The following is a 22573-nucleotide window of genomic DNA, read 5'->3' as shown; positions in this document are numbered from 1 at the left end:
GCTAGGATGGGGCATGATCCGACATCAGCAAATCTGGGCCGCCCTTGACCAAATCGCAACAGACCACGGTTTAACCCCGTCTGGTCTGGCCCGATTGGCGCAACTTGATCCGACCACCTTTAACCGGTCCAAACGCACGACAAATCAGGGCAAGGCCCGCTGGCCGTCAACCGAAAGCATTTCCAAGGTGCTTTCCGTCACCGATGTCAGTTTTCGTGAATTTTCCGAACTGGTGGATGGCAATGGTGCCGGGCGCATTCCCGTGATCGGCTTTGCCCAGGCAGGCAATCGCGGATTTTTTGATGATGCGGGTTATCCGGTTGGCGGATCATGGGAAGACATCACCTTTCCGGCCCTGCATGATCCGACCGCCTATGGGTTACGGATTTCAGGTGAGTCAATGGCGCCGGTTTTTCGCGATGGCGATCTGATCATTGTCAGCCCCGCATCCAACATTCGCCCACAGGACCGCGTGGTTGTCAAAACCATCGAAGGTGAAGTCATGGCCAAGGAACTGATCCGGCGCGGCGCACTTGGCGTAGAACTTAAATCCTTTAACCCGAATTTTGAGGACCGGTTTGTCCCGGCCAACGAAATTGACTGGGTCGCCCGTGTTCTCTGGTGCAGCCAGTAAATCAAAACGATTTCTGGTACGGATGACGTCAGCGCGTAAATTAAGTCGATTAGGCCAATGGTCTATTCAAATTTGAGATACGCCACCTTACATTAAGGTCCATGACAAAAAGCGATACAGGTCGCACCAAGAAGGGGAAATTTGCTTGAATTTGCAACGCCATTATATCGCGCGCACCTTGGTGATTGCATTTAGCTATTTTCTTACCGGCTATCTTGGTCTGAATCTTTCCTTCTTTGGCACCAGCGTCACCCTTGTCTGGGCCCCTTCCGGCATCGCCCTGGCGGCGATGATTTTCTGGGGATGGCGTTATTTCCCGGCCGTCTTTATCGGGGCCCTGCTTGTCAATCTGGCAACCTCGCCATCGATTGCTGCGTCTTTCATGATTGCAAGTGGCAATACGCTTGCTGCTGTGCTGCCGGCCTTGCTGATCAGACGTCTTGCCGGGAATTACCCCATCACGCAGTTCCGCGGCATCGTGATTTTTTTAGTCATTGGTGCAGTATCTGGCCCGGCTCTGGCGGCGTTTCTTGGTGCAACTTCGCTGAGCTTGACCATCATTGGCGACTTTCAGAAATTCGCCCATATCTGGCAGGGCTGGTTCCTTGGCGATCTGGTCGGGGCCATGGTCATCGGCCCGCTTGCCCTTCGTTTGATGAATTGGCGCGCATTGGCCCGTGCCCCAAAGCAATATCTTGAACTTGTCCTGATCAGTCTTGCCTCAATTGTCATCTCATCTGCGGTTCAGACAACGCCGCTGATCTCAAAACCGGAATATCTGTTTATCTTTGTATCCCTGCCCTTTGTCATCTGGGGGGCCTTGCGGTTTGGCCTGTTGGGCGCGGCACTGATCAATGCGATTGTTGTGTGCGATATCATTGTCTTTGCGACATTAGGCAACAGCACCTTTGTCACGGGCGGGCTTAATACCGGTTTGCGGAACCTGTATGGATATGTCATTGCCATATCCGTCGGTGCCCTTTTTCTGGCCTCTGGCATGGAACGCATTTCATCGATCACCACCCGTGCCGGGGACGGTAGCCTGTCACATGACGTGCACCGCATGCGGCGCACACTTTCCATCATTATTGGTGTGATCGGCTTTGGCGTATCGGGCGTTGCATCCTGGTACACATATACCCAGCTTGTCGAAGCTGATCGGGTATCGACAGAACAATACCGCCTGGCATTTGAAGCATCCCTTCGCGAAGAACTGGGCGGTGCCACCGATGCCTTGATCGCGGTGCGTACCCTGTTTGACGTGCATGGCAGTGTCTCGGCAAGTACATTCGATGCCATGATCGCGCCCTGGGTCAACCGGCGCCCCGGCGTTGCCGCACTGGAATGGGCCCCTTTTGTTGAACATCGCGCCCGGGCATTGATCGAAGACAATGCGTCTTTACGCGGTGTTGAAAACTTTGCCATCCGCGAATTCAAGAACGGAGAACCAGAAGCAGCAAGCACGCGCGATGAATATTACCCGATTTTCTTTGTCTTCCCGCGTTCGGGCAATGAAATGGTTGTCGGGCTTGATCTTGCCAGTGAACCAACCCGTCGCCGTGCCCTTGAAACGGCCCTTCAAACCGGCAACGTGACCTTGACCGAACCGATCAGCCTTGTGCAATCGCAATCTGCTGTTGTCACATCGCTTGCTTTTCTGGCCGTCAATAATCGCCGCAATCCGGGTGGCGACCCGTTGGGGATTGCGATTGGTGTCTTGCGCCTTACCGACATGATCACCCGTGCGGCAAGGGTCGCACGTATACCTCCAGGATTTGAAATCCACCTTGCCGACTTCAAATCCGAAAGCGAAAACAAGCTGATCTATTCCAACCGAAACGCCGACTATGCCATCGGCCATATCAAGGACGAGCTCGAAACCGCCTTCAACCCGAATATTTCGAACTTCACATTCGGCTATCGCGACTGGACGATTGTGCTTCACCCATCGAAAAACGGAATTGCCGGACTGACGTACTGGCAACCTTGGGCGATCTTTGTTTTTGGCAGCATGATCACGATCTTGTTGCTGTTTTACCTGCAATCTTTGAACCGCACCGAAAAGCATATCGTTGATCTGGTCGCCATCCGGACAAAGCAACTTGAAAACGCGCGTCAATCTGCCGAACTGGCAATGAATCAGGCGCAACAGGCCGATCAGGCAAAATCTGAATTCATCGCCCATATGAGCCACGAATTCAGATCGCCCATGACATCCATATTGGGCTACACGCAGCTTGCCGAAGACAGCCTGCAAGCCGAGCTTTCTGTTGAAACCCTGAAAAATTATCTGTCGACCATTCGCGGTGCCGGACGCCATGTCTTGTCGCTTATCGGTGATATCCTTGATATTTCCAAGATCGAGGCCGGAAAGCTTATCCTTGAAGAAGTGCCGTTTGATCTTCGTCGGGTGTGCGAGGAAGTCACATCCATGATGCTGGTCCCTGCCAGCAATCAGGAAAACAAACTTCATCTGGAAATTGATCCCGACATGCCCGGTTGGGTGATTGGGGATCCGGTTCGTCTCAAACAGGTTTTGACCAACTTTGTCTCCAATGCGATCAAATTCACCAAGTTTGGCAACATTTATGTGCAAACATCTGCCGTAAAGATAACCGATGCCGAACTGACCTTCCGCATTACGGTTAAGGATGAAGGGATTGGCATCCCGCACAACAAACTGAAATCGATCTTCGAGGCCTTTGCACAGGTCGATACCTCCACCACGCGGCGGTATGGGGGAACGGGCCTTGGTCTGGCCATCTGTCAACGTATGGTGCAAACCATGGGTGGAATGATCGAGGTTGAAAGCATCGAAGGCAAAGGCAGCACATTCTGGTTTGACCTGACCTTGCCGCGCAGTTCCGAAAAAGCCGCGCGCGAACATGAAGATCAGGACGAAGCAGGCCTCGATGCACAGGAAGAAGTCGAGGTTATCGGGCGCAACCTTCTGTTGGTTGAAGACATTGCAATCAACCGTATCCTTGCGCAAAAGCTCCTTGAACAACAAGGTCACACCATCACCCCGGCGGGCGACGGTCAGGCCGCCCTTGATATCCTTGCACAGCAGGATTTCGATGCTGTTTTGATGGATATTCACATGCCCGTTCTTGACGGGCTCGAAGCCACTCGTCAAATCCGCGCATCCGAAGACCGGGTCAAGGCGACCATTCCTGTGCTTGCCCTGACGGCCGATATTTCCAATGACAATCTTACCGACTTCCGCACAGCAGGGTTTGACGCCTATTGCACCAAACCGCTTGATATTAAGGCGATCAATTCCGAACTTGCGCGGCTTGCCGACCGCATGTTTGTCCAGCGCAGCCAAATCGCCCAAAAGGTCGATGATTAACCATCGCCACTGGTGATGTTTTCTTTGACCCGGCTTGGGCAAAAATCCTATTCTGTGCCCCGGAAAATACCGCCCCACCAACATGACCAAGGCTTTCCTTGGCATCCGCGCAGATTATCAGGAGCATAGAATGGGTCATCACGCCGCCACCGACAGCACCGTCACCACCTGGACGTGGTACAAAGACGAATGGCATGAAGGCAACCCCAACATCATGGGCCCGCAAACCCACGGTGTGTGGATGGCCTCGACCGTCTTTGATGGTGCACGCCGCATGAATGGCAAGATGCCCGATCTTCATCCCCATTGTGCGCGTGTGCTGCGATCGGCTGAATTGATGGGCCTGAAACCGGCCATAACGACTGATGAAATCGTGGCACTGGTCAAAGAAGGTGTCACCAAATTCGACCCCGAGCTCGCCCTTTACATCAAACCGATTGTCTATGGCGGTGAAGGCTTCCTCGCCCCCGTTCCCGAAAGTGCCCAGTTCGTTTTATGCATTTCGGTAACCGAAATGCCCGCAGCCGTTCAAACCGGATTTAGTGCGCGAAAATCAAGTTTCCGCCGCCCGTCGCCCGAAAGTGCCCCGACCGAGGCCAAGGCAGCCTGCCTGTATCCCAATGTCGGCCGTGCCGTGACCGAAGCAACCAGTTCCGGCTTTGATACCGGCGTGATGCTTGATCCGATTGGCAATGTCGCCGAGTTTTCCTATGCCAATCTGTTCTTTGCCAAGGGCGGCACGGTCTATACCCCGGCGATCAATGGCACGTTCCTCAACGGCCTGACCCGGCAGCGCGTCATCACCCTTCTGCGTGAAGACGGTATGGAAGTGGTCGAGAAAACCTGTAAATACGAAGAACTTGAAACCGCCGATGAAATCTTTGGCACGGGCAATTATTACAAGGTCGCCCCTTGCGTCAAACTTGATGAGCGTAACCTTCAACCCGGCCCGATCACGCGGCGCGCGCAAGAGCTGTATCAGGCCTTTACAGCCGCCAGTAAAGACTGATCAACACATCATTTAAAATGCAAAACGGGCCGGAAATTCCGACCCGTTTTTGGTTTCGGCATCTGTAAAAAGATTACTGTGCCAATGGCACCGGCGCACTGCTGCCCGCGACATAGGGATATTTGGCAAAGATCGATGCGACCGCGGTGCGCATGCTTTCATTTGGTGCTTCGCGCACTGAACTGGTAACCCGTCCAACTGCGGTGCCTTCCCAGATCATCTGGTTTGACTGGCGATCAACAAAATCAACACTCAGCGTGCCTTCGGTATAGGTGCTGGTGGTGCCCGGTTCGACATAACCCGGCCAACCGACATACATCCCGCCACGATATCCGTAGTATCCGCCCATATAGACCGGGGCCGAGGTTTGGGTTTTTTCTTCGGTTTTCAGATGAAAGTTCACAAGGAAATCCGGATTGTGGATATCAACCCGATAGCCGCGTGCTTCAAGTGCGGTACTGATCGCATCTTCGATACGCTGGCCTGACAGGGTTGTGTATTTTTCCTCGGCTTCCTTGCCCGCCGTTTCAAAGAAGGCAAAGGTTTGATAGCGGCCAAAATCGGCTGCCGGGTCCGCATCGGTATAGACGCGCGGCCCGCTCGCACAGGCCGCCAGCATCCCGACGAGAATGCCCGCAATGGCGGTTTTAATGATCTGCATATTCTCGATCCTTTGCGATACGCAAAAACGGTCTTTGATTATATGACGTTTCGATCGCACAATACCATCACCAGAAATTGACGTCATGATGGCAATTTTAAAGTGCATATCCCATCGCGCTAAAATCAGCGGTCAGAAACTTGGGGTCAGGACCTAAGCGATTTCAATCAATTGCCGGGTTCGTTTTCGCAGATCCTTGATCTCGTCATCAAGAATGGAACGGTCATTCATCGAATGGGCCAGAACGATTGCACCTTGCCAGCGAACAATAATCCGCTGTCCTTCTGCGGCCGCATCAACCGCGCCTAATCCGCCTTTGATCAACTGGTCTGCCAACCAGTTTACAAGCGATTGAAACACCCCCTGCCCGATGTCACGCGCAGGACCAAACGCATTCTCCTTGGGAAGGTCAAGCATCAGTCTTGCCAACGGGCAACCGTGGCTAACCCGGCGCGGCGTCATCGCATCAAGATAATCAAAGAAGATCGAAAGTCGCTCCCCGGCCGTTCCGTTTGGCGCAATACTTGCCAAAAGCGGGGCAAACTCGCCCGCCATGGTTTCCAATGCCGCCTGTGCCAGATCGTGTTTTTTCGGAAACCGGTAAAATACGCCACCGGCAGGCAATCCGGCCTCCTTGGCGACGGTTTGAATGGTGGCGGCATGATATCCATCGCGCCAGATCACATTCATTGCCGCACGCGCCAGCTTCTGACGTTTTTCTTCGGAACTGAGTTTGACTGCCATATCACCATCACCCAAAACAAGTAAGTTAACTAACTTAATATTGGATTGATAAAAAAACTGTCAACGTGCCGCTTGCTATTTCCCGCGCCCCACCCCGAACGCTGCCCTTAAAAAATGCCGCCAGATCAATCGGGCGGCATGTGAAGGGTGAAGGGTCAACGGTTCAGGCCAGATCGCAACAATAGACCAAGATTTCGCGGGTTTTCGCCAACCCGACGCCAGGCATATGCCCACCAGTCATGACCAAATGGCGCATACAGGCGTAACCGATATCCGGCATTGCGCAATTCGCGCTGCAACGGCTGGTTCACGCCATAAAGCATTTCAAATTCAAACGCATCCCGCGACCATCCGTTTTGATCCGCCAGCGCACCAATTTTGATCGCAAGGTCGCGATGATGGGTGCCAAAGACCGGAAAGAACCCGGATTTCCGCGCATCATCGGACAACATCTTTCCCGCAAGCATCAGATAATTGGCATCGATATCGGGACGCTTGGTAAAGGCCACTGTATCTGGCGGCGCCATGGCCCCTTTGACCAGACGCACCATCGCCCCGCGCCGGATCATCCCATCAAGATCATCCTCGGTTCGATACAGGCGCGCCTGTAATGTCTGCGCTACCGGCACCCCGGCATCATCAAGCCGGTTATGCAATGCCAGCGTCTCGTCGATCATGTCGAAATCTTCCATATCGATCATTAATCGAATGGTTCGCGCCGTTTGCTTTTCACCCTGTACTGGCCCAAGGCCACGGATCAGATCGGCAATGGCATCAACATTGCGGTCCAGAATATCGCGGCCCTGCATATAGCCCAGCTGGGACGGATCAATTGATATATGCACATCCCCGCCTGCCTGATTAAGGGCCGGGACAAGGTCGCGCAATTGCGCAGTGGTTTCCGTTACCTGCGCAATGTCGGTGACATATTCGCCAAGGTAAAAGCTTGATATGCCGACCCCTTCGCCCCCAAGCCGGGTGGCGCGCGCAACATGCCCTTTGATATCAGCAGCACTGACAAACTGTTCTGCCAAACCGGTTTTCCGACCGACGGCCTCGCCCGCACGGCGCAGCGATGTGTTACAGGCAACTGCAATCATGCATTTCTGCCAGATCCCCATGTATGTCTCCTTTCTGATGGCGCAGATCAACGTAACACGGCCTCAAATGATCAATATTGAATGATATGCGCCACAGGCCCAACAAATTTGGACGATCTACTGTCTAAATTGAACCTGACGTGATTGCCGTGTATCACAGTCATAGTCAACGAGCCCCCGAAACAACAAAGAACCGGAGCATTGGTGGAAAACCGTCAATTCACACTTGCAGACATCCGAAATGCCATCTCGGCCGGTGTCATAAGCGAAGAGTCTTTCACAAAGCTTGAAAGCTTCCTGACCGCCCAATCACATCAAGCCGCCGAAACAGAGAAATTTACGCTGTTTCGCGGCATGAATGATATCTTCATTGCCCTTGGTGTTGTCGCCCTGAGTGTTGGCTGGTTCATTCTGTGGGGCATGCTGATCGCAAGCCCGGCTTTCTGGGTCGCCCCATTACTTGCCATTGCGGCCTATGTCGCGCTGGCAGAATATATTGCCGGAAAGCTTAAGGCGTCTCTGCCTTCCATTGCGATCATGGTATCGCTTGGCGTGACGATCATGCTTTATGCGGTCGCGCTTTATATGTCATTTGCCGTGCAGTCAGATGCGGCATCGTCCCTTGAAGAAATCGCTGAATTTGGCAAACGATCGGTCAATGTGCTGGTGGTGGTGTCCCTGATCGGATTTGCGTTTCAGGTCGGATTTTTCCTGCGCTATCGGCTGCCGGTATCCTTTGCCCTGATTGCAGCCGGGATCCTTGGCGTGATGTGGTCCGGCTTGACCGCATTGATCGGCCCGGACATTGCAAATTATCAGCATGCCCTGATTACCGTGACCGGGCTTTTGGTGCTCGGCCTTGGTGTCTATATCGACACCCGCGATCCTGATCGCATCAATGGTTGGGCGGAATGCGCGTTCTGGCTTTATGTCATGGGTGCGCCAATGACCATCCATTCGGTTGCCATCGCCTTTGAGGCATCCGCATGGGTCATGGTGCCCGTCATCATCATTGCCATGCTGTTTTCACTGATCGTTGACCGCCGGTCCCCGATCATCAGTGCGCTGATCTATGTTGGCTATTTGCTGCAATCGGGTTTCGAAGGCGTTGCCATTGATCCATCACTCACGGTTGTTCTGGTCTGCTTTATCATTGGCGGGCTGGTCATGGCCTTTGGCGTTGGCTGGCAAAAAGCCCGCCATGTGATCCTGAACCCGTTCGAGGATCATGCATGGCGGCGTTATCTACCGCCAAGTTAACGCTGCACACACGCAAACACAAAGGCCCGCATCATCACGATGCGGGCCTTTTCATTTCGGATCAGCAAACCGTAATCAGGCGCTAAGATCTTCACCGGCAAGCGCGCGGTCAATCAAGGCAACGCTTTCATCAAGGCCATACAGGGCGATGAAGGAGCCCATGCGCGGGCCCTGTTCCTGCCCCAGCAGGATTTCATAAAGCGTTTTGAACCAGTCACGCAGGTTTTCGTAATTGTGGTTTTTGCCCACGGTGAAAACTTCGGTCTGGATGTCGGATGGCTCCGTACCCTGTTCGATTTTTGAAAGGGTGTCGCGCAAGTCTTTCAGGGCTGCCTGTTCGGCCTCGGTCGCAGCACGGTACTTTTTCGACGGTTTGACGAAGTCGCTGTAATAATTGATCGCATAGCCAACCAGCTTATCCAGATACGGCGAGGTTTCCGGGGTTGCGCCCGTGGCATAGCGTGAAATGAACTTCCACAGAAGATCGCGATCATCGGTATTGCAAACCGACACCAGATTCAAAAGAATGCCGAAGGACAGCGGAATTTCACGGTCCGGTGCGGTTCCGGCGTGAATGTGCCAGGCCGGGTTCTGCAAAATCTTGGTCGGATCGGTTTCGGTTTTAAGCTTTTCGGCAAAGGTCAGATATTCATCAACGGTTTTCGGGATGACATCGAAATACAGACGTTTGGCGGTTTTTGGCTTCTGGAACATAAACAGCGACAGGCTGTCTTCCGGTGCATATTTCAGCCAGTCTTCCATCGAAATGCCATTGCCCTTGGATTTCGAGATTTTCTGTGCGTTCTCGTCCAAAAACAGCTCATAGTTAAAGCCTTCCGGCGGGGTGCCGCCCAATGCCTTAACGATCTTGTTGCCAAGCTCAACCGACGGAATAAGGTCCTTACCGGCCATTTCGTAATCAACACCCAGCGCATACCAGCGCATTGCCCAATCGGGTTTCCATTGCAGTTTGCAATTACCACCGGTGACCGGGGTTTCAACCAGTTTCCCGGTTTCTGGATGTTCATAGACAATGGTGCCGGCTTCGACATTAAGCTCGGTCACCTTGGCCATCAGGACTTTATTGGTTCCCGGTTCGACCGGCATGAACGGGCTATAGGTCGCGCGGCGTTCTTCGCCCAAAGTCGGCAGCATGATTTTCTGGATCGCGTCATAGCGTTCCAAAAGACGCAAGAGTGCCGCATCAAACATGCCCGAACGGTAACAATCGGTCGATGATTTGAATTCATATTCAAATCCGAACCCGTCCAAAAAGTCACGCAGGCGCGCATTGTTATGATGGGCAAAGCTTTCATGCGTGCCAAACGGATCGGGCACAGAGGTCAATGCCTTGCCAAGATGTTCGCCAACCATTTCCTTGTTGGGAATGTTGTCAGGAACCTTGCGCAGGCCATCCATGTCATCGGAAAAGCAGAAAAGCTTGGTCGGAATATCGCACATGGTTTCAAAGGCACGGCGCACATAGGTCGTGCGCGCCACTTCGCCAAAGGTGCCGATATGGGGCAGACCCGACGGACCATAACCGGTTTCAAAAAGGACATAGCCCTTTTCAGGCGCCTTCTGTTTATACCGCTTGACCAGCTTGCTGGCTTCCTGAAAAGCCCAGACGTTGCTGTTAAGTGCGGCATCTCGAAGATCGGCTGTCATTTTTGAAACCTTGTTTGTCAGTTGGATCGGTAAAAATTTCTGGAAAACGTCAAAGCACGTCATCACCCGGACGACGCGCGTGCGAAGCTATACCCCACTCTGGCGCAAGATCAAGCTTCTGTTGCGCATGGCTGCCAAATAATCCCCGAATTGCAAGCACCGGAAATCCACCAAAAAAATGGCAACCTACCCCGAAGTGTAGTTGAAACACATATTTTTACGACAGATATCAAAGTTGGGTACAACTTTGTGTCGTTCGCAAAATTTCGGGCCTGAATGCCTGCCGTTACGGCGCAAAGCAGAATAAGTCAAAAGCCATACGCTTGGTTATGGCATTGGAAAACGGCCAGGTATTTAAATTTACAGGGCCGTTTATAAGGGGGCTGCATGTCGCCTGGCGACAATCTATTGCATCACGTGACCGATAACATTCCGGCCGACAGTGCTGATCAAAGATTTGAACGCGTTGTTGAATACGCGCCAAATGCCATGATCCTGATCAGTGCGGACGGTTTAATGGAAATGGTCAACGCACAGACCGAAATCATTTTCGGCTATGCCCGTGCCGAACTGCTTGGGCAACCGATTGAAATGCTGGTGCCCGAACGTTTTCGTCCCGGGCATCCCAAGTTGCGCGGGTCCTATTCAAACAATCCCAACCCGCGGCCAATGGGGGCAGGACGTGATCTTTATGCCTTGCGTAAGGATGGCAGCGAATTTCCCGTCGAAATCGGCCTGAACCCGATCACCAGCGGCGATCGTCATCAAACCCTTGCCGCCATATCCGATATTTCCGAACGCAAACACCGCGAAGAACAAATCGCACGGTCCCTGCGTGAAAAGGAAACGCTGCTTTCAGAAGTGCATCATCGGGTTAAAAACAACCTGCAAATTGTCCATAGCCTGCTGGATATGCAAACCGCCTCGGTCGAAGATAAGCAGGCCCGTGACGCGCTGGTAGACAGTTGCAACCGGGTCCGCTCGATGGCGCAAATTCACCAGTCGCTGTATCAAAGCGAAGATATCGCCAAGGTCGATTTTGCCAATTTCTGCGAAAGCCTGATTTCATCGCTTTTTGCCGCTTACAATGTTGATCTTGAACGCATCAAGGTTGTTACCGATCTTGCCGAAGTTGAACTTGCCATTGATCAGGCAGTTCCCTGCGGCCTGATTGCCAATGAACTGATCTCAAACGCCCTTAAACATGGCTTTGCCCAAGGGCACCGCGGCGACATCCGGGTTTCGACCCGCAAGGATGAAAACAACATTGTCGAACTGACCGTATCCGATACCGGGCGCGGCATGCCCGACGGGTTCAAGATCGGTCAGGATAGCGGCCTTGGTCTGCAACTGATTGAATTGCTGGTCGATCAAATCGGCGGAACGCTTCTGGTCGACACGAGTACTGCGACCACATTTGTCATTACCTTCGCGATAAGGAACTGATCAGATGCGTCATCCAGTCCATATCATGATTGTCGAAGACGAACGCATCATCGCACTGCATTTGCGCAAGCAATTGGAAAAGCTTGGCTATGAGCGAACCAGTGTCCACACGCAAGGGTCTGACGCCCTTCATGCGATCGAGCGCGATCCGCCTGACATCATCCTGATGGATATCCGCATTGATGGCGACATAGACGGTATCGAAACGGCGGCCGGCATACCGCCAAACCTTATGATCCCGGTGATTTACCTGTCGGCCCATTCCGAAGATGCCACCTTGGCCCGTGCGCAGAAAACACGTCCTTATGGCTTCCTGATCAAGCCGTTTTCGGACCGTGAACTGCATGCCACCATTCAAATGGCGCTTGAACGGCGCATTGCCGAACTGGCCCTGCGCGAGGCGCAGCAACGTCTTTCACTTGCCATGACCGCCGCCCAGATGAGCTGTTGGGAAATTGACGTTGAAACCCGTCAAATGCACAGCACCGGACTTGGCAATTTTGGCCAGACACACGAGACCGAAACTGTCACCGAAGACTGGGATGCCTTTCTTGACCGTGTTGCGTCCGAAGACCGCGACATGGTGCGCAAGGCCTTTGCCTATGCTGTGCGCAATGGTGACTTTTATGATGTCGTCTTCCGCACACTAACAGCAGATCAAAGCTATCGCTGGCTGCGCGCCCGTGGGAAATCCTTTAGCGGAGATAACAACACCCCCCAACGCATTGTCGGCATGATGCAGGACATCACCGATCAGCGTCTGACCAAAGACAAGCTGCGCGAAGCCATGGCGGTTTATGAAACCACACAGGATGGCATTCTGATCCTTGACCCTGATTTGAATATCACCAATGCCAACCGTGCCTATTATCGCATCACCGGCCAAAGCCCGAAAACCACACTGGCCAAACCACCCTACTTCATTGCGCCAGAAGAATTCCCGGCGGAATTCTATTCCGAACTGTTCCTGACCTTGCGCAACCGTCGCCATTGGAATCGCGATATTGAAACCCGAAGTGCACAAGGCACGCCGATCTCGTTGGCAATCCAGATCATCGCAGTGGAAGATGACGAAGGTGAACTGACCCATTTCGTCGCCATTATTTCGGACCGAACTGCCATCCGTCAGGCCGAACAGGAATTGCACTATCTTGCGCAATATGACGGGCTGACAAGCCTGCCCAACCGGCTTCTGGCGACAGATCGGCTAAACCGCGCGATTGAACGAAGCGAAACCCGTGGGTCGATGGTTGCCTGCCTGTTTCTTGATATTGATGGCTTCAAGAATATCAACGACACCCTTGGCCATGCCGCGGGTGATCAGGTGATTGTCATCGCATCAACCCGGATCAAGGCGGTCACCAACCGGGACGATACCGTATCACGGCTGGGTGGGGATGAATTCCTGATCATTCGCGAAAACATCCAGAACGAAGCAGCTGCATCCACCCTTGCCAGCAAAATCCTTCATGAACTTCAACGGCCCTTCTACATTGTTGGCCATGAAATGACCCTGTCGGCCAGCATCGGCATTTCGCTTTATCCGGACAATGCCCTCTCGCCACAGGATCTGATCCGGCTTGCCGATACGGCAATGTATGCTGCCAAGGATCGCGGCAGGCGCACCTATGCCTTCTATGAATCCAAGATGACCGAGCATGCCACCCATTATCTGACCCGATCCCTTGAACTTCGCCGTGGCTTGGAAAATGACGAACTGGTTTTGTATTATCAGCCGCAATTTGATGCCACGGGACAAGAGATGGTCGGCGTCGAAGCATTGCTGCGCTGGAACCATCCGGTTCACGGATTGCTTGGCCCCGGTGAAATCATCCCGATTGCCGAACAAAGCGGCCTGATCGTTGAAATTGGCAACTGGGTGATCCGCGAGGCCTGCACACAAGCGCGGCGCTGGCAGGATCAGTATGATGCGAAAATCCGGGTTGCTGTCAATGTATCGGTGCGTCAGATGCAACTCCCGGGCTTTGCCCAAGTTGTGGAGCACGAACTGAACATTTCAGGACTTCCTGCCGAATATCTTGAAATTGAAGTCACTGAAAGCATGATTCAGGACGAAGACATGATGATCCAGACCCTGCATGAACTGCGCGAGGTCGGCGTATCCCTTGCCATTGATGACTTCGGCACGGGATATTCCTGCCTGCGGTCGATCAAAAGTCTTCCGATCAAACGCATCAAAATCGACCGCGCCTTTATCAAAGGGATTCCGAATAACAAGGATGATGTCGCCGTGGTCGATGCGATGCTGGCCATGGTCAAAGCCCTTGGTCTGGTCGTAACCGCCGAAGGTGTCGAAACCCGCGCGCAGCACGAATATCTTCGGGATATCAAAGACATCGAGTTACAGGGTTTCCTGTTTAGCAAACCCGTTCCTGCTGACCAAATCTTTGCCAGCAAAATCGCCCGAACCAAAATTTCATAAATCGGTCGGGTGCCTGTTCTTTCGAACTTCCGCATAATCAATTCTGTACGTCGGGATAGGACGCGCAAAAAGCGCATCTGAACTCAACGCCAAGTTATTGAATTGATGGGCCTGATATCCATATGGGATAAATACCCCGAAAGAATAGGTCGGAAGGACGGCTGAATGAATTTCTCCACTTTGTCCCTTGGTGCGAAGCTGACACTTGTCAGCGGATTTGCCATCGCCACCTGCCTGATCATCGGCATTTTCTTCCAGACACTTGAAACAAGTGACACCACCGAAGAACTCACCGTTGGCGAGGCAAGGTCAGTCGCGCTCTATCACGCCGAACAGGCAGGCCACGTTTTAAACGGCGGTATGGCCGTTGCCCAAAACCTTGCCGGGGCGTTTCGCGCCATCCGCGATCAGGGGGGTGTGGATCGTTCGGCCTATAACGAAATCCTTAATCGAACCCTGATCGATAATCCGTCTTTGGCCGGGGCATGGTCGGGGTTTGAACCTAATGCCCTTGATGGCAAGGATGCCGATTACAAGGATGAAGGCGAACCGTTTGGCGACGGGTCGGGGCAATATGTCACCTATTATTACAATTTCGGTGATGGCATTACGCCCTATCACCTGACCGGCCTTGATAACCCGGAAATCAACGAATATTACACCGCGCCCAAGGCAACCAATCAGCCCTATGTCACTGATGCAATTACCTATGACATTCAGGGACGCGATGTCGTCCTGACCTCATTTGTCTATCCGGTGCAAGACAAAGCCAAAAAGTTCCTTGGCGTTCTTGGGGTTGATCTTGAACTTAACGCCCTGTCCGAACGGTTTGCCGAACTGACCCCGTTTGGCACCGGCACGGTTAATCTGGTTTCTGCACAAGGAACCTGGGTGGCCCACGAGGATCCCGACATTCGTGGCACCAAGCTTGATTCAAACAATGCGGTTAATGCGGCCATTCTGGCTGCGATGAAAGGCACCGAACCGCTGCGCATTGATGACGAAACCACAATGCACATGATCGTTCCTGTCGAAATCGCGGGCTATCCAAACCGCTGGAGCGTGGTTGTCAATGTCCCGCTTGCCACGGTATTTGCCCCGGCAGACAGTCTGCGCAATGTCACTTTGATTGGTGGCGTCATCTTGCTTGTCATTGTGATTTCAGCTGTTCTGTTTTCAACCAACATCCTTGTCTCGCGCCCGATGACCCGTGTTGCCGGGGTGATTGATCACTTGCAAAAAGGCGATTTTGCCGTCGCGGTTCCCTATCTTGGCCGTCATGATGAAATTGGTGCAATTGCCAAGGCCCTCGAAGCTTTCAAGGAAGCGTCTTCTGGCATGCAGCAGGCCGAACGCGAAAAGCTGGCGGCCGAACAACGTGCCAGCGAAGAACGCAACCGCACGCGCCTGCAAATGGCGGACGAGTTTGAAAAATCGGTTGGTTCGATTGTGGTCAATGTTTCGGACAGTGCCGGAAACATGGAAGCTGTTTCCCGACAGATGCGCCGGGCTGCCGATCAAAGCTCCGAACAGGCTGTTGTTGTTGCCGCTGCCGCCGATGAAGCCAGTGCCAATGTGCAAACGGTTGCCTCGGCCACCGAAGAACTGTCTGCCTCCATTCAGGAGATTAGTTCTCAGGTGACAAAATCATCGGATATCTCCAACACCGCCGTTGAAGAAGCATCCCGCGCCAATGCGATGGTCACCGGCCTTGCCGAGGCCGCAGACCGTATTGGCGAAGTCGTCAACCTGATCAATGACATTGCTGCGCAGACCAACCTTCTGGCCCTGAATGCAACCATCGAGGCTGCCCGTGCTGGCGAAGCGGGCAAAGGCTTTGCCGTGGTGGCACAAGAAGTCAAAAACCTTGCCAATCAAACGGCCAAGGCAACAGACGACATCGCCCAGCAAATCGGATCAATCCAGTCCGAAACCCAAAACACGGTCGGGGCGATTGAACGGGTAACCGAAACCATTTCAAGCATCAACGAAATCGCAACCGCCATCGCATCGGCCGTCGAACAACAGGGTGCCGCCACCGCCGAGATTTCCGGCAATGTCCAACAGGCCGCCGCAGGCACGAACGAGGTATCTTCTTCTATCGGGATTGTGCGCAATGCATCGCAGGAGACCGGTGAAGCGGCCTCAAACGTTCAGGCCGGGGCAACCCAGCTTGCCGAAGAAGCCCGCAACCTTGATACACAGGTCAGAAGCTTCCTTGATCGTTTGCGCAATATCTAGGGCAAACCTAACCCAGACAAATATATTAAAGGCGGCATCGTTCTCGGTGCCGCCATTTTGTTGCTACATAATCCATTCAGTGGTTGAATTGCCAAAGGTGATTGCACCTTGTGCCACTTGCGCGACTTGTGCCATTCTCAAAGGATCAACCTGATGCTGCCAATTCCTGTCACGATCTGCACCATTGCAGTCTTTGCCATCATGCTTACCGGGCTGAGCCTTGCCGTGTCATTCCGGCGGCGTGAATTGAATCTTGCGATCGGGGATGGCGATGACCGTATCTTGCGGCGCCGTATCCGGACCCATGGCAACTTTATTGAAAATGCCCCGCTCTGTGCGCTGGTCGTGCTTGCTTTGGAATCACTTCTGGCGACTTCGGGCATGGTCGCATTTGTGGCATGCCTTCTCATCGGGGCGCGCATTCTGCACGTTTTGGGAACCTTCCAGCGGATGCGCAAACATCTTGTCGCCCCGGCAATGATCATTCAACATCTGACCCTGCTGATTACCGCGGTCTGGCTTTTGATCCAGACCTTTGGAAACGTATTGGCAAGCTTGTCATTATGACCACGCCTGCCTTTCAAAGCGATGAAGTCGCCTCAAAATTTGCATCCTACCCCCAACCGGCCGGACAGATGCTGTTGACCATTCGCGGCTGGCTGTTTGATTTGGCCATGCAAAAGGAAGCCGTCGGCACCCTGGTCGAAAGCCTGAAATGGGGGGAACCGGCATGGCGGCTAAAATCAGGGGCGGGCATTACCATCCGGGCCGACTGGAAAGAAAAAGCACCCGATCAGGTGATGGTGTTCTTTGATTGCAAGACCGATCTGATTGATCGCACGCGGAGCCTGCTGTCAAACGAGCTGACCTGCGAGGGCAACCGCGCCATCATCTTGCCGCTTACGAAACCGCTTAGCGAAGACGCGCTTAAAACCGCCCTTGGCTGGGCATTAAGCTATCATCATGATCGTAAGGTAAGCGCGGGTTAGGCTTACCAGATCAAAGCTTTTTGGCACCGACTTCAAGTTGCGCACGCAAATCACGCAGATCACGGTTCAACCGTTTGGCTGTTTCAAGATCAAGCCCGGTGGCATCAAGAATACAGGCCGGGATTTCTTCGGCCTTTTGACGCAAATCTTTGCCCTCTGCCGTCAGGCTGACACGGACGGATCGTTCATCCTTTGGATCGCGCTTGCGCACGACAAGTCCATGACCCTCAAGCCGTTTGAGAAGCGGTGTTAAGGTGCTTGATTCCAGATACATCTTTTCGCCGATGCTGCTGACCGACTGATCATCTTCCTGCCACAAGGCCACCATCACCAGATATTGCGGATAGGTCAGGCCCAGCTTATCGAGCAACGGCTTATAGATGCGGTTAAAGGCATGGCTTGCCGAATAGACCGAAAAGCACAGAAACTTTTCAAGCTCTAGAAAGTCTTCCTTTGTCGCTTCATCCATCGGTCTCATCCTGTATCTATATCTGAATGGTGTGTCTGCTTACCATTAAGCCAGACCCTATCAAATCAGCCCAGACGATCAAACCCCAGTCATCCCTAACGGGCCGCCGAAACAGGCTGGTTAAAATCAAAGCCAATTAATTTACATCGCACGCGATTTAATAACAAGCGATTTTATTGCATAGCTGGCATTCTCATTTTTATATCGTGCACGATTAATTATTGTGCGATTAATAATCCAACGAAACGACACGCCGCCCGACCGGACGGCCTTTCAAAGGAACAGATCATGACACCGTTCAAAACCAAACTTGCTTCTGCCGCCGTTGCATTGACCACAGTCCTGTCCGCCACCACTGCACTGGCTGAACCCGTTCTGGAACCAACCACCCAGAAATTTATCGATGCCCTGTCCGCATCTGGTGGCCCGGCGATCTACACCCTGACCCCGGCTGCGGCCCGTGACGTTCTGTCTGGCGCACAGTCAGGCAATGTTGCCAAACCCGCCGTTGATATCACCGATACGGTCTTTGCCGTTGGCCCGACCGGCCAAACCAAAGTGCGCATCATCCGCCCACAGGGCAATCAGGATCGCCTGCCGGTGATTGTTTACTTCCATGGTGCTGGCTGGGTGATGGGCGATACCGGCACGCATGACCGATTGGTCCGCGAACTTTCGGTGCGTGCCAATGCGGCCCTGGTCTTTGTCGATTATGAACGCTCCCCCGAACAGCGTTACCCGATCGCCATCGAACAGGATTACGCGGTCACCAAATATGTCGCCGAACATAGCGAACAGCTTAATATAGACCCGACCCGTCTGGCGATTGCCGGTGACAGTGTTGGCGGGAATATGACAGCCGTTGTGTCCCTTCTGGCACAGGAACGCGGCGGACCTGCGATCACGACACAGGTTCTGTTTTATCCGGTGACCGATGCTGATTTCGACAATGGATCCTATACCGAATTTGCCAACGGCCCATGGTTGACCAAACCCGCCATGGATTGGTTCTGGAACCAGTACCTGCCTGACGGCGTTGATCGGACGGATCCGAAAATCACACCGATCCATGCATCTGTTGATCAGCTTGCCGGGCAGGCACCTGCCCTTGTCATCACCGCAGAAAATGACGTTCTGCGCGACGAAGGCGAAGCCTATGCCCGCAAACTCTCAGAAGCCGGCGTTGATGTCACTGTAACCCGCTACAACGGAACCATTCATGACTTTGTGATGCTTGACGTGCTTGCCGATACACCTGCTGCCAAAGGCGCGATTGCGCAGGCAGGTCAGTATCTTCACACCGCCCTTCACGGCAAATAATCACAAATCCGTCACATAATTTCGGGCAGGTGCGCTTGCGCCTGCCCACCCCCGGCGACATATCTTAGGATCAATATCCAAAGCAGCCGGGTAATCACCAAGTCCGAACCAATGTTCAAACAAAGGATGAAACCATGTCTGTAGATGTAAAATATACCGCACACGCTTCTGCCACTGGTGGCCGTGATGGCCATGCCAAAACCGACGATGGCAGCATCGATGTCAAACTGACCACGCCAAAAGAACTTGGCGGTGCCGGCGGTGATGGCAACAATCCCGAACAACTTTTCGCCATGGGCTATTCGGCCTGCTTTATCGGCGCAATGAAATTTGTGTCATCCCAGGGTGGCCCGAAAGTCCCGTCTGATGTTTCTGTTGCCGCCGATGTCGGCATCGGCCCGCGCAGTGCAGGTGGCTTTGGCCTTGCAGTTACCCTGAATGTTTCGCTGCCGGGTCTGGATAAGGCCGAGGGTGAAAAACTGGTCGAAGAAGCCCACAAGATTTGCCCTTATTCCAATTCGGTTCGCGGCAATGTCGAAGTCACGACCGTAATCGTCTAGAATACACGCTCCCCCCTGCTGGTCGGCTCCCCCCAAAAATGGCCGACTGGCAAATACAGGCCCGGTGTTACCCCGCACCGGGCCTTTTCTTTATCCCGGTCTTTGTGCCCGCAACAGACACGCTCGCGCAAAAAAATCGCTCACCATCAGGCAATTAACTGTTGCCCGACCGGCCCCGGGTGGGGATGATCTGCCGATCAGAAGAAAACAATCCAATCTCAGGAAACAGCCATGTCAGACCAGCTTACCCTTGTTGTCTATTCCCGCGCCAAACCGGGCATGGAAGAAGAACTGGGCAAACGCCTTTTGGCCCTTGTCGCCCCGTCCCGCGCCGAAGAAGGCTGCATCAGCTATGACATGCACCAGTCAAAAGACGATCCGGCCGTCTGGATGGCCTATGAAAACTGGCGTTCCGAAGAAGATCTGGAACTTCATTTCCAGAAACCCTATTTGCGCGCGTTCGCCGATTGCAAAGACGAAATCCTTGCCGAACCCCTTGATGTGCGCAAATTTTCGCTGAAATCTTGATCCTTTGAACAGGGGATTTTGGCCCGAGAAGGTCGAGCCCCCTGTTCAAACTTCCGCACTTGCAGCCGAAAGACGCACCTGCGCCTGATAGACCACGCCATCTATCGCAATCTGAAAGTCCTGATCCGTGCTTTGTTCCTGCGCGTTTTTGTCCGAGATCGACTTCTGATTGATCGTACCCGCACTTTTCACGGCATCTGCATCCATTTGCACAAATTTCTCGATCATCTGGGTGATGCCTGATTGGGCGGATTCCAGAAGGGTGACGGCATCTGCAACCGGGCTGATCTGATCGCTTTTCGGTGGTGTCGTCAGCTTTGCCATCGTTGCATCCACCTTGCCCGCAACCGACAAAAATGTCTGATATTTCGGGTCCAGAAGTTTAAGGTAACTCTCGTCGCGCGACGTTACCGACTTGTATTGCGACCATGCCTGGCTGCTCAGCTGCACAAAAAGACCATCGGCCATGATTTTCTCCTTTTTGAATCTGTCAGATATGTTCAGGTAAAATTCAGAAAAACGACGAACCGATTGATGCCAAGCTGGCTGAAGAAAGGCTGTTTTTCCAAGCCTCTATCGAAATCGGATGCATGAAGTCGTCAAACGCACAGGGAACAAGGCGCGTTTCGCTCAAGGCAAAATTACCGCCCGCCCAAGCAACCTGATTTGCCGTAGCATCAAGTAACCAAGCAGCGCCCACCCCCGCCGCCCCGCCGACGGCAGCGGCAGTGGGCATATGCCAATGGGTGAACAATTGCGCCCGCACACCTTGCGCGAAGGCACCGTCATCAATTTCAAGGGTGATTTCGCCATCATACTGCATGGATCGATAGGTCCAGTTACTGGTCCCGACCATCACATATTGATCATCAATGATCGCAAGTTTTGAATGCGGATATGTCCATTTCGTCGGTTCGTTATGGCGATATGTCTTTGGTGCAAACATCACGTCATTGTTCGCCGCAATATCCCAGATATAACGAAGACCAATCTGCGTTGGCACACCTGCTGCGGTGTTAAATGTCACGCGATAGGCCGTCGCAGGGTTAAGGGTCGCCATGTTTGCCGGGTTATAGCCCGCCTTGTCGACATGCGCGCCGACAACATTGGCGGCAGGATAGTTGGTAAGCGGCCCTGCGCGACCGCGCCAACTGTCCGCTGCATCAAACGCGTTCAAATCGGCCAAGGCCAATTCAACATAGGTGTAATACATCAAGTACGAGAACCCCTCAAAACCATCCATTGTCTTATTTGCCGGATGATTCACAACCGGGATCACAGTCCCACCGCCTTGTTTAAAGGCGGCAAGGTCTTCGACAATTGACGGATCGGTCAGGGCGTAATTTTCAAGATAGACATAGTTCGCAGCCGCACCGATCCTTGCTTGTAAACCTGCACGAATGTCACGTTCTGCCGGAATGGCTTCCGAGTTCGTCGTCATCATCGTGATCGTCAGATTGGCCGGGTCTGGCGCGGCAACACCAATTGTTGCTGCCGGTGCAGGCAGCGTTGTTTGCTTGTTCCAACGGCGCACCCATTCACCTTCAATGTCATCGACAATCTGCCCGGTTACGCGAACCGCCGCATCGTGCCACCAGTTCTCCGGGTCATGAATATCTGACGACAAATACTTGTGTGCCATGTTCATGCCACCGACATAGGCCTCCTTTAACGGCCCGGTCGACAGCACAACAATTTTCTGATGTGTGCTCATGCCAAAGGTCCGCCGACCATATGACTCCATATAGATTTCAATCGGGCGATAACCGCCAAGAGCATTGTTGCGCCTGTTGACCTGTTGCACCCATGCGCGTGTTTGCCAGCCCGACTTCATTTCAGGGACAAAGTTATTGAGGACCTGTGCGCCCGCCCAGGCAATGATTTCAACCCGGATACCCAACCGCGCAATCGCTTCAAGCTTGTCGACCAAAAGCGCCCCGGCGCCTCCGCCATACCCCGGAAGAAACGCATCGGGCGCGATCTGCCAAAATGCCATCCGGACAAACCGGTTTGCGCCCGCACCCGCGGCGATGACGCCATCAAGGCTTTGACGAAGACGCGCAAAATAGGCATTCCCGTCCAACAGGAACTGCGCATTGCTATTGGCCCGCGTGACCTGCATGTTTTAATCCTCACACGATATAAATCC

The 22573-nt window shown here is 53.2% G+C and carries 19 protein-coding genes; 12 read left to right on the top strand and 7 right to left on the bottom strand.

Features of this window, described 5'->3' with window-relative positions; translation table 11 throughout:
• Positions 1 to 13 precede the first annotated feature (13 nt).
• The 3 genes from RIC05_RS07165 (at position 14) to RIC05_RS07155 (ending at position 4995) form a co-directional block, all read left to right on the top strand.
• Positions 14 to 634 carry a S24 family peptidase gene (locus RIC05_RS07165; protein ID WP_350043424.1) on the top strand — a complete coding sequence of 207 codons (621 nt, stop codon included), beginning with the start codon at positions 14 to 16 and terminating at the stop codon, positions 632 to 634.
• 145 nt (positions 635 to 779) lie between these two features.
• Positions 780 to 3986, top strand: a complete 3207-nt coding sequence (locus tag RIC05_RS07160; protein ID WP_350046510.1) for a CHASE domain-containing protein — start codon at positions 780 to 782, stop codon at positions 3984 to 3986.
• 130 nt (positions 3987 to 4116) lie between these two features.
• Entirely contained in the window at positions 4117 to 4995 is an 879-nt protein-coding gene (locus tag RIC05_RS07155; protein WP_350046509.1) for a branched-chain amino acid aminotransferase, read from the top strand.
• A gap of 73 nt (positions 4996 to 5068) precedes the next feature.
• Here RIC05_RS07155 and RIC05_RS07150 read toward each other — a convergent pair whose 3' ends face one another.
• From RIC05_RS07150 to RIC05_RS07140, 3 genes are all read right to left on the bottom strand, one after another.
• Positions 5069 to 5656 (bottom strand): DUF4136 domain-containing protein, encoded by a 588-nt coding sequence (locus tag RIC05_RS07150; protein ID WP_350043427.1) that lies wholly within the window; start codon positions 5654 to 5656, stop codon positions 5069 to 5071.
• A 153-nt stretch (positions 5657 to 5809) separates the two neighbouring features.
• The gene (locus RIC05_RS07145; RefSeq protein ID WP_350046508.1) at positions 5810 to 6400 is read right to left on the bottom strand and encodes a TetR/AcrR family transcriptional regulator; all 591 of its coding nucleotides are present in this window, start codon (positions 6398 to 6400) and stop codon (positions 5810 to 5812) included.
• A 155-nt stretch (positions 6401 to 6555) separates the two neighbouring features.
• Positions 6556 to 7521: a proline dehydrogenase family protein gene (locus RIC05_RS07140; RefSeq protein WP_350046507.1), complete on the bottom strand. Its 966-nt coding sequence runs from the start codon at positions 7519 to 7521 to the stop codon at positions 6556 to 6558.
• 183 nt (positions 7522 to 7704) lie between these two features.
• Between RIC05_RS07140 and RIC05_RS07135 the strand changes: the two genes are divergently transcribed.
• Positions 7705 to 8760 carry a hypothetical protein gene (locus RIC05_RS07135; protein ID WP_350046506.1) on the top strand — a complete coding sequence of 352 codons (1056 nt, stop codon included), beginning with the start codon at positions 7705 to 7707 and terminating at the stop codon, positions 8758 to 8760.
• Positions 8761 to 8835: 75 nt separating this feature from the next.
• On the opposite strand, the gene RIC05_RS07130 is transcribed toward RIC05_RS07135, so the two are convergent.
• Positions 8836 to 10428, bottom strand: coding sequence for a lysine--tRNA ligase (locus tag RIC05_RS07130; RefSeq protein ID WP_350046505.1), 1593 nt, complete (start codon positions 10426 to 10428; stop codon positions 8836 to 8838).
• A gap of 387 nt (positions 10429 to 10815) precedes the next feature.
• Here RIC05_RS07130 and RIC05_RS07125 point away from each other — a divergent pair, with 387 nt between their 5' ends.
• The 5 genes from RIC05_RS07125 to RIC05_RS07105 all read left to right on the top strand — a co-directional run bounded on the left by RIC05_RS07125 (position 10816) and on the right by RIC05_RS07105 (position 17547).
• Complete coding sequence (locus RIC05_RS07125) at positions 10816 to 11874, top strand: sensor histidine kinase (protein WP_350046504.1); 1059 nt, start codon at positions 10816 to 10818, stop codon at positions 11872 to 11874.
• A gap of 4 nt (positions 11875 to 11878) precedes the next feature.
• Complete coding sequence (locus RIC05_RS07120; RefSeq protein WP_350046503.1) at positions 11879 to 14317, top strand: two-component system response regulator; 2439 nt, start codon at positions 11879 to 11881, stop codon at positions 14315 to 14317.
• Between the two features lie 165 nt (positions 14318 to 14482).
• Positions 14483 to 16558: a methyl-accepting chemotaxis protein gene (locus tag RIC05_RS07115; RefSeq protein WP_350046502.1), complete on the top strand. Its 2076-nt coding sequence runs from the start codon at positions 14483 to 14485 to the stop codon at positions 16556 to 16558.
• 153 nt (positions 16559 to 16711) lie between these two features.
• Positions 16712 to 17125, top strand: a complete 414-nt coding sequence (locus RIC05_RS07110) for an MAPEG family protein (protein WP_350046501.1) — start codon at positions 16712 to 16714, stop codon at positions 17123 to 17125.
• Positions 17122 to 17547, top strand: coding sequence for a DUF1801 domain-containing protein (locus RIC05_RS07105; protein WP_350046500.1), 426 nt, complete (start codon positions 17122 to 17124; stop codon positions 17545 to 17547). Before RIC05_RS07110 ends, RIC05_RS07105 begins: the two co-directional genes overlap by 4 nt.
• Positions 17548 to 17557: 10 nt before the next feature.
• Here RIC05_RS07105 and RIC05_RS07100 read toward each other — a convergent pair whose 3' ends face one another.
• Positions 17558 to 18016 carry a MarR family winged helix-turn-helix transcriptional regulator gene (locus RIC05_RS07100; protein ID WP_350046499.1) on the bottom strand — a complete coding sequence of 153 codons (459 nt, stop codon included), beginning with the start codon at positions 18014 to 18016 and terminating at the stop codon, positions 17558 to 17560.
• Between the two features lie 288 nt (positions 18017 to 18304).
• Between RIC05_RS07100 and RIC05_RS07095 the strand changes: the two genes are divergently transcribed.
• From RIC05_RS07095 to RIC05_RS07085, 3 genes are all read left to right on the top strand, one after another.
• Positions 18305 to 19336, top strand: coding sequence for an alpha/beta hydrolase (locus tag RIC05_RS07095; RefSeq protein ID WP_350046498.1), 1032 nt, complete (start codon positions 18305 to 18307; stop codon positions 19334 to 19336).
• 134 nt (positions 19337 to 19470) lie between these two features.
• Positions 19471 to 19896: an organic hydroperoxide resistance protein gene (locus RIC05_RS07090; protein WP_350046497.1), complete on the top strand. Its 426-nt coding sequence runs from the start codon at positions 19471 to 19473 to the stop codon at positions 19894 to 19896.
• A 231-nt stretch (positions 19897 to 20127) separates the two neighbouring features.
• On the top strand, positions 20128 to 20424 hold the full coding sequence (locus tag RIC05_RS07085) for a putative quinol monooxygenase (RefSeq protein ID WP_350046496.1): 297 nt from the start codon (positions 20128 to 20130) through the stop codon (positions 20422 to 20424).
• A gap of 45 nt (positions 20425 to 20469) precedes the next feature.
• Here the strand turns inward: RIC05_RS07085 and RIC05_RS07080 are convergent, their stop codons facing one another.
• Both RIC05_RS07080 and RIC05_RS07075 read right to left on the bottom strand, forming a co-directional pair.
• Positions 20470 to 20892 (bottom strand): hypothetical protein, encoded by a 423-nt coding sequence (locus tag RIC05_RS07080; RefSeq protein WP_350046495.1) that lies wholly within the window; start codon positions 20890 to 20892, stop codon positions 20470 to 20472.
• Positions 20893 to 20935: 43 nt separating this feature from the next.
• The gene (locus tag RIC05_RS07075; RefSeq protein WP_350046494.1) at positions 20936 to 22546 is read right to left on the bottom strand and encodes a phospholipase D-like domain-containing protein; all 1611 of its coding nucleotides are present in this window, start codon (positions 22544 to 22546) and stop codon (positions 20936 to 20938) included.
• Positions 22547 to 22573: the final 27 nt, after the last annotated feature.

It is taken from the genome of Thalassospira sp. (genome assembly GCF_040218635.1).
Classification (GTDB): Bacteria; Pseudomonadota; Alphaproteobacteria; order Rhodospirillales; family Thalassospiraceae; genus Thalassospira.
The sequence above is the reverse complement of the archived record's forward strand: the minus strand, read 5'-3'. Positions and strand labels throughout refer to the sequence as shown.

Excerpts from the sequence above, each read along its gene's own strand:
- RIC05_RS07125 (WP_350046504.1), top strand. The coding sequence starts at position 10,816 with ATGTCGCCTGGCGACAATCTATTGCATCACGTGACCGATAACATTCCG.
- RIC05_RS07100 (WP_350046499.1), bottom strand. The coding sequence starts at position 18,016 with ATGGATGAAGCGACAAAGGAAGACTTTCTAGAGCTTGAAAAGTTTCTG.
- RIC05_RS07095 (WP_350046498.1), top strand. The coding sequence starts at position 18,305 with ATGACACCGTTCAAAACCAAACTTGCTTCTGCCGCCGTTGCATTGACC.
- RIC05_RS07150 (WP_350043427.1), bottom strand. The coding sequence starts at position 5,656 with ATGCAGATCATTAAAACCGCCATTGCGGGCATTCTCGTCGGGATGCTG.
- RIC05_RS07080 (WP_350046495.1), bottom strand. The coding sequence starts at position 20,892 with ATGGCCGATGGTCTTTTTGTGCAGCTGAGCAGCCAGGCATGGTCGCAA.
- RIC05_RS07140 (WP_350046507.1), bottom strand. The coding sequence starts at position 7,521 with ATGGGGATCTGGCAGAAATGCATGATTGCAGTTGCCTGTAACACATCG.
- RIC05_RS07155 (WP_350046509.1), top strand. The coding sequence starts at position 4,117 with ATGGGTCATCACGCCGCCACCGACAGCACCGTCACCACCTGGACGTGG.
- RIC05_RS07085 (WP_350046496.1), top strand. The coding sequence starts at position 20,128 with ATGTCAGACCAGCTTACCCTTGTTGTCTATTCCCGCGCCAAACCGGGC.
- RIC05_RS07145 (WP_350046508.1), bottom strand. The coding sequence starts at position 6,400 with ATGGCAGTCAAACTCAGTTCCGAAGAAAAACGTCAGAAGCTGGCGCGT.
- RIC05_RS07115 (WP_350046502.1), top strand. The coding sequence starts at position 14,483 with ATGAATTTCTCCACTTTGTCCCTTGGTGCGAAGCTGACACTTGTCAGC.
- RIC05_RS07090 (WP_350046497.1), top strand. The coding sequence starts at position 19,471 with ATGTCTGTAGATGTAAAATATACCGCACACGCTTCTGCCACTGGTGGC.
- RIC05_RS07120 (WP_350046503.1), top strand. The coding sequence starts at position 11,879 with ATGCGTCATCCAGTCCATATCATGATTGTCGAAGACGAACGCATCATC.
- RIC05_RS07130 (WP_350046505.1), bottom strand. The coding sequence starts at position 10,428 with ATGACAGCCGATCTTCGAGATGCCGCACTTAACAGCAACGTCTGGGCT.
- RIC05_RS07165 (WP_350043424.1), top strand. The coding sequence starts at position 14 with ATGATCCGACATCAGCAAATCTGGGCCGCCCTTGACCAAATCGCAACA.
- RIC05_RS07105 (WP_350046500.1), top strand. The coding sequence starts at position 17,122 with ATGACCACGCCTGCCTTTCAAAGCGATGAAGTCGCCTCAAAATTTGCA.
- RIC05_RS07110 (WP_350046501.1), top strand. The coding sequence starts at position 16,712 with ATGCTGCCAATTCCTGTCACGATCTGCACCATTGCAGTCTTTGCCATC.
- RIC05_RS07075 (WP_350046494.1), bottom strand. The coding sequence starts at position 22,546 with ATGCAGGTCACGCGGGCCAATAGCAATGCGCAGTTCCTGTTGGACGGG.